Source organism: Streptomyces sp. NPDC007856, from assembly GCF_042868225.1.
In the GTDB taxonomy this organism is placed as follows: Bacteria; Actinomycetota; Actinomycetes; order Streptomycetales; family Streptomycetaceae; genus Streptomyces.
The window spans coordinates 270,114-282,835 of sequence record NZ_JBIAEC010000010.1; the positions used below are offsets into that span (position 1 = coordinate 270,114).

Below are 12,722 nucleotides of genomic sequence, written 5' to 3' on the forward strand. Positions count from 1 at the left end.
ACCGACCACAGCCACCCGCCACCCGCCGATACCGCGACCACCACAACCGGCCGAAGTGAGCGCGGGCGTGCGGTGGTCAGTCCGGGAGCAGGCGGCCGATCGTCTCCTCCAGGCGAGGGAGTACCCGCTGTCCCGCGAGGGCCAGGGCGATCGCCGCCAGGACTCCGGCCCAGGCGGCGGGGCCGAGCGGGGTGCACCCGACGGCGTGGCTGGCGACCGGGATCTGCACTGCCGCGAACAGCGCCGCTGCGGAACCCAGGCAGGTGATCTGCACCAGGCGGCTCGCGCGCCGGTCCAGCCATGTCTGCACGAGCTGTGTGCCGACCACCCCGCACAGCGCCATCGTGCTGGAGCGGCGCGCGGTGCCGGGTGTGAAGCGGCCGATCAGCCAGGCCGTCAGGGCGCCCAGGCAGGTGGTGAGCGCCCGGTGCCGGATCTGCTGCAGCAGGGGCGCGCCCAGGACGGCGGAGGCGTCCTCCGGCGATCCGCCGCGGACCCGTACGGCACCGGGCTCGTCGTCCTCCGGCGCTCTGCCACGGGCCAGTGCCGGCGCGTCCTCCTTCTCGGTCACCGCCACCGCCATCGACGGGAACAGGTCGGTGAAGAGGTTCACCATGAGCATCTGCCGGGTGGACAGCGGCGCCCGGCCGGACAGCAGCGTGCCGAGGATGCCGAAGCCGACCTCGCCCGCGTTGCCGCCGATCAGGATGGCGATGGCGTCGGCCACGCTGTGCCACAGCGCCCGGCCCTCGCCGACCGCGTCGATCAGGACCGTCAGATCGCCGTCGGTGAGGACGATGTCGGCGGCGTTGCGCGCCGCGGCCGAACCGCGCGCGCTGATCCCGACGCCGATGTCGGCGGCGCGGATCGCCGCGGCGTCGTTGGCGCCGTCGCCGACCATGCCGACGACCCGGCCCGCGTCCCGCAGCGCCTCCACGACCTGGAGCTTCTGCTCGGGCGCCACCCGCGCCACCACACCCGCGTCGCGCAGCATCCGGGCCCTGGCCGCCCGGTCCGCCGCCGCCAGCTCGTCGCCGGTGACCACGACGGTGTCCTCGGGCCAGCCCAGCTCGGCCGCGATGGCCCGCGCGGTCTGCGGATGGTCCCCGGTGAGCATGACTGGTCGTACGCCTGCCTCGATCAGGCCCGCCACAAGCGCCGTGGAGGTCTCGCGCGGTACGTCGGACAGGGCGAGCAGCCCGATGAACTTCAGCTCGCGCAGCGGCTGTTCGAGGATGTCGTCCTCCTGCTCGTCGGCGCCCAGCCGCCGTTCGGCCACCGCCAGCACCCTGAGGCCGTCCCGCGCCAGCGCATGGGCCGCCTCCGAGGCGTGCTCGGGCAGCCCTGCGCACGCGGGCAGCACCGTCTCCGGGGCGCCCTTGACCACCAGCCGTAGCGGGCCGTCCCCGCTCCGGCCGACGGCGGCGGCGTATCCGCGTGCCGCCTCGAAGGGCAGGTCCGCGGACTGTGTCCAGTCCGGATCGGGACCGGCCGCCGCCAGCACGGCCTCGTCGGTGGCGTGCACCGGCCGCTCGGCGTCGCCGTCGACGCGCGGACAGGCGCGGACGGCGGCCCGGACGGTGCCGGCGGACCCCGGGTCGTCCACCGGGCGCACCGTGCCGTCGGCGTCGGAGGTGCGCACCAGGCGCAACCGGTTCTCGGTGAGCGTGCCGGTCTTGTCGAAGCAGAAGGTGTCCATCCGGCCCAGCGCCTCCAGGGTGCGCGGGGTGCGGACGAGGACACCGTCACGGCTCAGCCGCCGGGCGGCCGCGAGCTGCGCGACCGTGGCCACCAGCGGCAGCCCCTCCGGTACGGCCGCCACGCCCACCGCCACCCCACCGCTGACCGCCTCCCGGATGGCGGTGCCGCGCACCAGCGCCAGGCCCGTGACCGCGGCACCGCCCGCCAGGGTCAGCGGCAGTGCCTTGCGGGTGAGTTCCTGCAGCCGGGCCTGTACACCGCCGGCCGGAGGCGTACGCGCGGCCAAGTGGACGGCGCGGGCGGCCTCCGTGTGCTCACCGATGTCGACGACCACGCCACGGGCCTGGCCCGCCACCACGGTCGTACCCTCGAAGACCATGCACCGCCGGTCGGCGACCGCGGCGTGCGGGGTCGGATCCGTCTGTTTCTCCACCGGCAGGGACTCACCGGTCAGGGCGGACTCGTCGACCTCCAGACCGTCCTGCCACAGCAGCCGGGCGTCGGCGGGCACCACGTCGTCCGCCTTCAGCTGGATCACATCGCCCGGATGCAGCTTGCCCGCCTCCACGGTCCGCGTGCCGCCGGCCGGGGCCTCTGTCTCCGGCGGTACGAGGCGCGCCTTCTGCTGCTGCTCCGCGACCAATCCGGACAGCGCCCGTTCGGCGCGCAGCCGCTGGATGCCGCCGACCAGGGCGTTCAGATCCAGCGCGCCGACGACGAGCAGGGCGTCCACGACGGAGCCGAGGATCGCCGACGCCGCCGAGCCGACGGCGAGGACCGGGGTGAGCGGGTCGTGGAGTTCGCCGCGTACGGCCTGGCCGAGCCGGTAGGACCAGCGCAGCGGCGCGGCGGCCGGATGCCCGGACACAGCGGCGGCGGCCCTGCGCACGCGGGCGGCCAGCGTCTCGAAAGCGCCGCCCTCGGCGGCCGGTTCGTGCTCCAGCCGCTCCTGGACCTGCTCGGGGTCCAGCTCGTGCCAGTGCACGCGCGCGTGCGGGTGCGGCGGCCGGGCCGCCGCCACGCCGAGCGCGGCCCGGCCCCCGGAGAACAGGGCCGACACGGCGGCGGCGTCCACGGGGGCGTGCCGCAGCCCCGGCAGTGCGGCGAGGCGGCCACGGCCGCCGCCCGACTCGCCGACGGCCACCAGCAGCCCGGAGAGCGCGGCGCCGGAACGGGCCAGGGTCTGGGCATGCCCGCCGACCGTGCGGGCGGCCGGGATCGCGGTCAGCACCCGCCATATGTCCGGCAGCCCGTGCAGCGCGAGGAGGTCCGCGCCCCAGACCACGGCGGCGTCGTGGTCGGTCAGGGCGAGGGCGATGTCGGCGTTGCGCAGCCCGGCCAGCACGTCGTGCTCGTCGGCCGTGCGCACCCGCGCGACGGCGAGCACCGCCCCGGCGTCGCCGCGCGCCTGGTACACGACGTCGTCCAGCGGCCGGCGTGGGTCGACGACCTGGTCGGCGAGGCCAGTGAAGTCCTCCAGGGCCGGGTCGTCCACGAGCACCACGCGCAGGCGGGCCCGGCGGGCCGCGTCCAGCACCGGTTCGGCCCACGGGTCGGCCTCGCCCTCGTCCGTGCACAGCGCGCTGGAGTGCAGGACGACCGTGCCGGCCATCTCCAGCCGGCGCAGCCGGTCCGGGTCGCGGACAAGGACACCCGTGCGGGCGAGCGCTGCGCTCAGCAGCGCGTGGAAGGCGGCGGGACCGTAGCGGGCGGCCTTCGGCGAGCCGGCGAGGACCGCCTCCGCAGCCTCGGCGACGTCGTGCTTGACCAGCAGGGTGGCCGCGGCGCCCAGCACACTGCCCGCGGAGGCGTGCTCGGCGTACTCCTGGGCCGGGGACTCCCGCAGCGGCGGGCGGGGAGCGCCGTCCACCGCGATGCTGACGCGCCCGGGCGCGCACAACTGGTCGTGCACCGTGTCGAAGGCGGCGGAGCGAGCCACCGTCTCGGCCACCTGGCAGGCCCGCAGGACGCTGTCGAGGACGAGGGACGTAGGGGTCTGTCCGGCTCCGTGGACGGTGGCGTTCGCGCAGGCCAGCAGGAGATCCATGCCGGTGTTTCCGAGCCGGCCGCGCAGCCAGGCGCGAAAACGGGGGTTCTCCCGCAGCAGGGTCACCACCGCGGTCGCCAGGCGCGGCGTGGGCGGCAGCCGGAGCGCGTACGCGGTGACCGCGACGCCGATGCCCACCGTGTCGGCGGCGAGCGTGGCCACGGCCGCGCGCACCCCGGCCGGGTCGGCCGGATGCGTGGTCTCGTCCACATCCGCGGCCAGGAGCAGTCCGTGTCCCTCGGCCAGTTCGGCGGCGTGGTCCACGATCCGGTCGGTGGCCTCGTCCTTGGTCGCGGTCACCACCAGACGCGCGAGTCCCTCGTCCCAGTACGCGAACAGCACGTCGGGCCGCTCGGCCAGCGTCTCGGCCACCCGGCGCGCCAGATGCGCCGTGCCGCCCGCGCGCTGCACATGCTCGTGCGCCACCGGCCGCAGGGCCAGATGGGCACGGGCCCCGGCCCGCCAGTGGCCGCCGGAGCCGGGCAGCGCGTTGCGCGCGACCCGCGCCACGCGTACGGCGGCGTCCGCGCCGCGCACTCCTGCACGCACCGTTCCCGCGGCGGCACCGGCGGCCGCTCCGACCGCCGGCGCCAGCAACCGCGGTGCCGAGGGCAGCAGCCGTACGGCCGCCGAGGGCATCGCCAGCAGTCGCAGTGCCATGGTCCTCCTCAGAGCGTGGTGCGGTCGGGCCGGGTCGTGGGACCGAGCGGCCCGGTGGCGTGCTTGCCCGGAGCGCCCTCGGCGCCGCGGGTGGTCCGGGCGCCGCCGGACGTCTTGGTGCCGCCGGTTGTCCGGGGGGTCCGGGATGCGGTGGCGCCAGTGGGGATCCCGGCGCTGCCGGTCGTCCGGCTGCTTGCACGGGTCCCGGCGTCGCCGGCTGTCCGGCTCCCCGCGGACGCCTCGGCGGCTCCGGCGGCCTCGACCCCGGCCTCGGCGGCGCCGGCGTCCCAGGCCTCGCCGGAAGTCTCGGCGTCCTCGGCGGCCTTGGCCCCACCCGTGCGGTGGGCGCCCGGGGACGTGCCGCCGTGGCCGGACCCGAGGGCCGCGGTGCCGAGGTCCTGAGCGGCCTCGGGACTCTGCCCGCCGTCCGCCGGAAGTTCGGGCCGGGGCTGGGTGAGCCAGGCCACGGCCGCGCCGGTGAGGGCCACGGGCCACTCGACCACGCCCGCCGCGCCGAGCACTCCGGCCCCCGCGTACACCGCGATGCGCCGCCCGCGGGGCGAGACCGCGCCCATCTTGTCCAGGGTTTCCTCCGCGGCCCTGGTCACCATCCCGGCGCCGGGCACCCTGCGCAGTGCGGAGGCCGCGCCGCGCAGCGGCGCCGTGAGAACCGACGACGACTTCTGCTCAGCCATGACTCTCCTCGGGTGAGATCGCCTTGCATGCCCCACCGAGTGCCCTCAACCGTGCTGGTCATCCCCGTTTCTCCGCAGAGGGTGCCCACTTCCAAGGGAACGCCTCGCGCCGCTCCCGCGCCACCCGCACCGCGCGACCACCCTGCCCGGACGCCTCGGCAACCACCCTGCCCGGACGCCTCAGCAACCGCCCCGCCCGGAGGCCTCGGAACAGCGCCTCGAACACAGCCGAAGTCGGTCGGCGCATCGAAGTGGCCGGGGTCCGGATCCAGGTCCTCACCCGCTGCCAGGAGGCCGGTCCCGGTCGCCGCACTCCCGTCCTACCGGTCAAATCCGGATGGCCGGATGGAAGGATGGGCGTGAGGGAGGGCGGATGGGGCGCAGGGAGAGGGAGGCGGTCGCGCAGGCGGCCCGTCTGTACGAGGCCGCACAGGCACTGGCCGACGACCACGGCAGGGCGGTAGAGGCGGTCCGCGCGGCGCTGAAGCCGATTCAGGACGCGGCGGTGGCGCAGGCGCTCGACGCCATACCCGTGGCACGGCTGCAGGACGCCACGGACGGACGGCTGCGGCTCGCCAGTGTCGACAAGAGCGGACTGCGCACGGTCCGGCAGGTGCTCGAAGCCGGTCCGTACCGGTTGCGACAGATCCCCGGAGTCGGTCAGCGCACCGCGGACCAGATCGTCGCGGCCGCACGGCAGCTGTCCGACGCCGTGCACGACACCGTCGCCGTACACATCGACGTCGACCGGCCGGAGCCGCGGACCACGGCGCTCGTCATGGCCCTGCACGTCCTGGTGGAGGCGGGGCCCGAAGCGCGGCGCGCGGTCGGCACCGCCGCCGAGCTGGCGCAGCGGCTCGGCCCCCCGCTGGCCGAGGCCCGGCCGGCGGCCGGGCGGCTGAGCATGCTGACGGCCGGGCGGGCCAGGAAGGCGCGCGCGCTGGCGGCGGTCGAGGAGTTGCGCACGCTGGTGGCGGAGGCGGTCGAGGCCGGTACCCCTGAGGCGCTCGCGCAGGCGTCGGTGGACCTGTTGCGGGGCACGTCGAACGACCTCGCGGCCTGGGTGGACTTCGAACTGCGCTCCGCCGAGTACTACGGCCTGCTCACCGAGATCTCCGGGCGTGCCCCGGACACGGCCGCCGCAGAGGGGTTCCTGCCCGACGGGATCGCCGAGCGGGTGCGGGGACAGCAGCTCGACGACTCCCGGCTGCGCGTGTCGCTGCGCGGCTACCAGGCGTTCGGCGCCCGGTTCGCCCTGGCGCAGCGCAAGGTGATCCTGGGCGACGAGATGGGGCTCGGCAAGACCGTCCAGGCCATGGCCGCGCTGACGCATCTGGCCGCAGAGGGGCAGAGCCACTTCATGGTCGTGTGCCCGGCGAGCGTGCTGGTGAACTGGACGCGCGAGATCGAGGGACGCACCTGGCTCCATGTCACGCCCCTGCACGGGCCGGACCGGCACGACGCGTTCGCCTACTGGAAGGGGCGGGGCGGCGTCGCCGTGACGACCTTCGACGCCCTGCGCGGCTTCCCGGCCCCCGGCGGCGGTGAGATCGGGATGCTGGTCGTGGACGAGGCCCACTGGGTGAAGAACCCCAGGGCCCTGCGCTCCCAGGCCGTGGCGCAGTGGGCGGGGCACTGCGAACGGGTCCTCTTCATGACGGGCACGCCGATGGAGAACCGGGTCGCCGAGTTCCGCAACCTGGTCCGGATGCTCGACGAGACCGTGGCCGACCGTGTCGGCGCCGATGCCGGACTGCCGGGCTCGGTGGCCTTCCGGAAAGCGGTCGCACCGGTCTACCTGCGCCGCAACCAGGCGGATGTCCTCGTCGAACTGCCCGCCCTGCAGCAGACGGACGAGTGGGAGCAACCGAGCGCCTCGGACGAGGAGGCGTACCGCGAGGCGGTGCGCTCCGGCAACTTCATGGCGATGCGCAGGGCCGCGTACGCCCGCCCGGAGAAGTCCGCCAAGCTCGTCCGGCTCCGCGAGATCGTGCGGGAGGCGGCGGAGAACGGGCTGAAGGTGGTGGTCTTCTCCAACTTCCGGGATGTCCTGGGCGTGGTGGAGGATGCGCTCTGCGCCGGGTCAGGGGCCGGCGGTCCCGTGGTCGGCCCGCTCACCGGGAGCGTGCCGCCCGAGCGGCGCCAGCTGCTCGTCGACGAGTTCACTGCTGTGTCCGGTCCGGCGGTGCTGCTGGCGCAGATCCAGGCGGCGGGGGTCGGGCTCAACCTCCAGGCCGCCGCCGTCGTGATCATCTGTGAGCCCCAGATCAAGCCAACCGTCGAACAGCAGGCGGTGGCGCGGGCCCACCGCATGGGCCAGGTACGGCCGGTCCGGGTGCACCGCCTTCTGGCTCCGGGCGGCGTGGACGAGCGGATGGTGGAGATGCTGCGCAGGAAGGTCCGCCTGTTCGACGCCTACGCCCGCCGCAGCGCGGTGGCGGAGGCGACTCCGGACGCCGTCGACGTGTCGGACACGGAGATGGCGCGCCGGATCGTGGCCGAGGAACGGACCCGCCTGGGCTTCGGAACCGGCAGTGTCGGCGGCGCGACCGGCCCTGTGGGCAGCGTATCCGGCCCTGTGGGCAGCGCGGCCGGCGAACCGGCGGACGCGGTTCCGGGTACCGGCGAGGCGGCCGACAGCGCTTCTTGACGGCGTCCAGGGGCGCCAGGAGTCGTCGTATCCGGGATGGCCGGCGTACGGCAGGGCGCGCAGGCGCAGCGCGGTGCAGGGCGCCGGATCGTGAAGGGCCACATGAGTGAGCAGCTTCACCCGGGTCCTCGGCGCCGAACCGCCCCATCGGCGTGTGCGCGGCCTCCCGCCCCAGGAGGTGAGCACCTGCTCGATCTCGTCGGCCGTCACGCCCCAGACCGCGCCGGGCGCGCCGCTGATCGCGTCCCGGCCACCCGTTGCTCCTCCTGGAACCGGGCGAGCAGGAACGGTTCGAGAGCCGGGGCGGTCATGCGGCGCGCTCCCTTCGCCCCACCGACGCGGCCAGCTCCCGCTGATAGCCGGCATAGGCCGCGCGCAGGGCCTCCCCGGGCCAGTCGGCGGGGAGGAGTCCGGGTGGCAGGACCGGGTCGGTGAGCAGGTGGCGTACGGCCGCGGCGTAGGCGGTGAGGCGGTCCGCCGGAGTGCGGGCGGCGGCCGCGCGGGCGAGCAGTGTCCGCGCGGTCGCCGCCCAGGTGTCCAGCGGCCAGAGCCGGGCGACCAGGTCATGTGTGGGCTCATCGGGTCGCGCGGTGTACGTCCGGGCGACGGATCCGAGCATGTCCGGCAGGGCACGGTCGAGGTTGGCCGGGCGCAGCCACACGCCCTCGCGGAGTTCCGCCAGGCGCAGCGCGGCCAACCGGGCGCGCAGATCGGCGCGTTCGGCGGGACCCCGACCGGTCGCCGTGATCACCACCATCTCCCAGTCGCCGTCCCACGCGCGCGTGCCCGGCCGGAGCGCCTCGTCCTGGCGCCGCTGGCGGGCCAGCAGCCGGTCGCTGAGCCGGTAGACGCCGGCGGTGCGGCGCAGGTCCCCCGCGGTCACCATCCGGCTGAGCGCGGCCCGCAACGTGGAGCCGCCGACACCGAAGGGCTCCACCAGGAGGACCAGGTCCTTCACCGGCAGCTCCGCCGGGTGCGCGCCGAGGAGCAGGCTCAGCACGACCGACCGCGCGGACAGCGGCCGCAGGCCTGCCTCCTCGGGCTCGGGCGAGACGTTCATGCGCATGGGCAGGTACTGTACGGGCACTCCTTGTTGCAGTATTGCTACGACCGCAGGAAGAGTGCAGCATGCTTCCATGGTCTCGATTCCCGCGCAGTCGCCCGCGCCGCCGCAGCCCCAGCCGCAGTACCCCACGCACGACGTCACCAACCAGGCCCCGCCCTTGGCCCCGTACGACGCCTCCGACGACAGGGCCCTGCTGGAGGGACTGCGCCGGGAGGGCGCCGGTTGGGCCGAGGAGGACATCCGGCGGCTGGGGGCGCGCGCCGGCAGCGCGGAGGCGCAGGAGTGGGGTGAGCTGGCGAACCGGCACGAGCCGGTCCTGCGTACCCACGACCGCTACGGCCACCGGATCGACGAGGTCGACTTCCATCCCAGCTGGCACCGCCTGATGCGCACGGCGGTCGCCGAGGGCCTGGCGGGCGCCCCGTGGGCGGACGAGCGGCCCGGCGCCCATGTGGTCCGTACCGCGGGCGGGCTGGTATGGGGGCACACGGAGGCAGGGCACGGCTGCCCGACGTCGATGACGTACGCCGCCGTGCCCGCGCTGCGCGCACAGCCGGATCTGGCCAAGGTCTACGAACCGCTGCTCACGAGCCGGGAGTACGACCCGGAGCTGCGCGTGCCGGCCGAGAAGCCGGGCCTTCTCGCGGGCATGGGCATGACCGAGAAGCAGGGCGGGTCGGACGTCCGGACGAACACCACCGTGGCCACGCCCACGGGGGAGCCCGGTGTGTACACGCTGCGCGGGCACAAGTGGTTCACATCGGCGCCGATGTGCGACGTCTTCCTGGTCCTCGCACAGGCCCCGGGTGGGCTGTCGTGCTTCCTGGTGCCGCGCGTTCTGCCGGACGGCAGCCGCAACACCTTCCGCATCCAGCGGCTGAAGGACAAGCTGGGCAACCGCTCCAACGCGTCCTCGGAGCCGGAGTTCGACCGGACGGTGGCCTGGCTGGTCGGGCCGGAGGGGCGCGGGGTCAAGACCATCATCGAGATGGTCAACTGCACCCGGCTGGACTGTGTGATGTCCTCGGCGACGCTGATGCGCAAGACGCTGGTCGAGGCGGGTCATCACGCCCGGCACCGCAGCGCGTTCGGTGCCCGGCTGATCGAGCAGCCGCTGATGCGCAACGTCCTGGCCGACCTGGCGCTGGAGTCGGAGGCGGCGACGACCCTCACGCTGCGGCTGGCCGGCGCGGCCGACCGCGCGGTGCGCGGGGACGCCGGGGAGCGGGCGTTCCGGCGGATCGCCACCGCCGTCGGCAAGTACTGGGTCACCAAGCGGGGCCCGGCGTTCACCGCCGAGGCCCTGGAGTGCCTGGGCGGCAACGGCTATGTCGAGGACTCCGGCATGCCGCGGCACTACCGGGAGGCTCCGCTGCTGTCGATCTGGGAGGGCTCGGGCAACGTCAACGCGCTCGACGTGCTGCGCGCCCTCGGCCGCGAACCGGACACCGCCGAGGCCCTGTTCGCCGAACTCGCCCTCGCGCGCGGGGCGGACGCCCGCCTGGACACGGCGGTCGCCGCACTCAAGGACCAGTTGGCCGAAACGGACCAGGTGGGCGCCCGCCGTCTGGTCGAGCGGATGGCGCTCGCCCTCCAGGCCTCCCTGCTGGTACGGCACGCCCCGCACCCGGTGGCGGACGCCTTCTGCGCGAGTCGGCTGGGCGGCGACTGGGGGCACGCGTTCGGCACGCTGTCCGCCGGGACCGACCTCGACACGATCCTGGAGCGGGCCCTACCCGGCCGGAACTGACCCCTCCCACCGGGCGCCGGTGCTCCTCTCGGCGGCAGGCGCGGGCGGCTCGCGCCCTGGCCGGTGACAGCCGACGGATCGCACACAGTCAGCGCGCAGCTCCGGACCGTTGTCAGTGTCGTGGTGCACACTCGCGATCAGGTGGCACTCGTCTCGGGAGGACAACGTGTTCACGGGGATCGACGAGGTCGACTGGGCCTCGCTGCGGCACGCGCACGGCAGCGCGGAGGACGTGCCCGGATGGTTACGGGCGCTGGCGTCCGCCGACACCGCCGAACGGGCGACCGCGCTCGACGGGATGTACGGCGCGCTGCACGACCAGGGGTGTGTGTACGACTCGACGCTGGCCTGCGTCCCTTTCCTGCTCTCCCTCGCGGCCCGCGAGGAGGTGCCGGACCGGGGCGGCATCGTGGAACTGCTGGTCGGCATCGGCGCGGACACCGCGGACGGGGACCCACGCGCACGGGAGGCGGTGTGCGCGGGCGCCGAGGTGTTCGTCCGGCTCGTCGGGGACCCGGACCCCGCGGTGCGCCGGGCGACCGCGTCGGCCCTCGTGCACTTCCTGCCCGCGCCGGCCCGGGTCCTGGACCTGTTACGGCAGCGGCTGCGGGCCGAGCGGGACGACCGCGTCCTGCTCGCCCTTCCGGAGGCGCTCGCCCTGTTCGTCCGCCGGCACCCCGCGCACGCCGACGCCGCGGTGGACCTCCTGGCCGAACAGAGCGCACCGCCCTACGCACCGGGGCTGCGGCTCGCCGCACTCGGTCAGCTCGCGCTCGTCGCGCCCGCCCGGCTGCCCGCCGACCTGGTGCCGACGGCCGTCCGGCTGCAGCGGGAGCGCTCCGCGCACCGCGCCCGGATCACCGAGCCCCGCGCCGCCGACTCCCTCGTCGGGCGCATACGGCGGCTGCGCCCGTCCGACGAGGAGGGCTCCCGGCTGCTGCGCACCCTGCACACCGCGCTCGGCGACCGCGTTGACGACCGGATCGCGCTCCTCGACGGGCAGTTGACCGGCCCGGACCCGGTGGACCGGTGCCATGGCGTCTGGATGGCGGCGGCGCTGCTGCGCGGCTGGCGCGCCGACCACCGCGGCACGGTCCGGCTGCTCGGGGCTCAACTGGGCACGGAACATGACTGGTTGCGGGACGCGGCGGTCGCCGTGCTGGCGGAGCTGCGGGCGCTGGCCGCGCCCGCCGCGGACGACCTGCACGCCCTCGTGTGCGCCCGCCCCGACCTGTGGACGCACCGCGTGGAGCGCGGCACCTGCACGCTGGGCGGTCCGCTCAGGGCGCTGGCCAGGGCCGGCGATCCGCGCGCGATCCCACCCCTGGCCCATCTGCTGGCCGGCCCGGCCGCACCGGTGGACCTGGGGTTCGGGCTGGCCCACCTGGGTGCCGCCGCGGCCCCGCTCGCCCCCGCGGTGCGGCATCGACTCGGCCGGATTCCGCCGGATTCCCCCGTCGCCGCCCCGCTGCTGGCGGCGGTCGGCGCCATGGGGGACGAGGAGGCCGTTCCGCAGGTGCTGCGACTGCTGTCGGGTGCCGGCGGCGGACCGGGGGCACGGGACGACACGGTCACGGGCCGGGCCATCGAAACGCTGGAGTTGCTGGGCGCCACCGCGCGGGCGGTACCGGCCCTCCGCGCGCTCCTGCGCACTCGGCATGCCGCCGCAGCGGCCGGCGCGCTCTGGTCGGCGCAGCGGGACCCATCCGCCATACTCCCCGCGCTGCTATGGGAGTTGGGCCGGAGTGATCCTGTGAGCCGGCGCGCGGCCGCCGTACAGCTCGGCCGTCTGGGCCCGGCCGGGCGCGCCGCGCGGCCCGCGCTGCGCCGCATGACCCGATCGCGGCTCGCACGGGAGCGGGTGGCGGCCGCGTGCGCGCTGTGGCGCATCGACGCGGATCCGGAGCCGGTTCTGCCGGTGTTCCAGCAGGCCTGGGCGCAGGACCCGCGCACCCGCCGTCCGATCGCCCGGTGCCTGACCGCGATGGGCCCGGCCGCCGAGCCGTTACGGCACCTCGCGACAGCGGAACTGGCTGCCCCGCGCCGCCACTTGGCTCATGTGGACGCAGGCGGCGGGCAGGGCATACCGGAGGACGAGGCTCTGCTGGGCGCGTGCCGGGAGGTGCTGGCGACGGTGTAGACGGTGCAGGGGT

At 75.5% G+C, this 12,722-nt stretch carries 6 protein-coding genes; 3 read left to right on the forward strand and 3 right to left on the reverse strand.

Features of this window, described 5'->3' with window-relative positions:
* Positions 1 to 76 precede the first annotated feature (76 nt).
* Both ACFYOH_RS24620 and ACFYOH_RS24625 read right to left on the reverse strand, forming a co-directional pair.
* Complete coding sequence (locus ACFYOH_RS24620; protein ID WP_388629100.1) at positions 77 to 4,408, reverse strand: HAD-IC family P-type ATPase; 4,332 nt, start codon at positions 4,406 to 4,408, stop codon at positions 77 to 79.
* An 8-nt stretch (positions 4,409 to 4,416) separates the two neighbouring features.
* A complete protein-coding gene (locus ACFYOH_RS24625) occupies positions 4,417 to 5,103 on the reverse strand; it encodes a hypothetical protein (RefSeq protein WP_388629102.1) in 687 nt (228 codons plus the stop codon).
* Between the two features lie 373 nt (positions 5,104 to 5,476).
* Here ACFYOH_RS24625 and ACFYOH_RS24630 point away from each other — a divergent pair, with 373 nt between their 5' ends.
* Positions 5,477 to 7,753 (forward strand): DEAD/DEAH box helicase, encoded by a 2,277-nt coding sequence (locus tag ACFYOH_RS24630; RefSeq protein ID WP_388629105.1) that lies wholly within the window; start codon positions 5,477 to 5,479, stop codon positions 7,751 to 7,753.
* Between the two features lie 307 nt (positions 7,754 to 8,060).
* On the opposite strand, the gene ACFYOH_RS24635 is transcribed toward ACFYOH_RS24630, so the two are convergent.
* A complete protein-coding gene (locus tag ACFYOH_RS24635; RefSeq protein WP_388629108.1) occupies positions 8,061 to 8,819 on the reverse strand; it encodes a PaaX family transcriptional regulator C-terminal domain-containing protein in 759 nt (252 codons plus the stop codon).
* A gap of 70 nt (positions 8,820 to 8,889) precedes the next feature.
* Here ACFYOH_RS24635 and ACFYOH_RS24640 point away from each other — a divergent pair, with 70 nt between their 5' ends.
* Complete coding sequence (locus ACFYOH_RS24640) at positions 8,890 to 10,569, forward strand: DNA alkylation response protein (RefSeq protein ID WP_388629111.1); 1,680 nt, start codon at positions 8,890 to 8,892, stop codon at positions 10,567 to 10,569.
* A gap of 166 nt (positions 10,570 to 10,735) precedes the next feature.
* Positions 10,736 to 12,709 carry a HEAT repeat domain-containing protein gene (locus ACFYOH_RS24645; protein WP_388629114.1) on the forward strand — a complete coding sequence of 658 codons (1,974 nt, stop codon included), beginning with the start codon at positions 10,736 to 10,738 and terminating at the stop codon, positions 12,707 to 12,709.
* Positions 12,710 to 12,722: the final 13 nt, after the last annotated feature.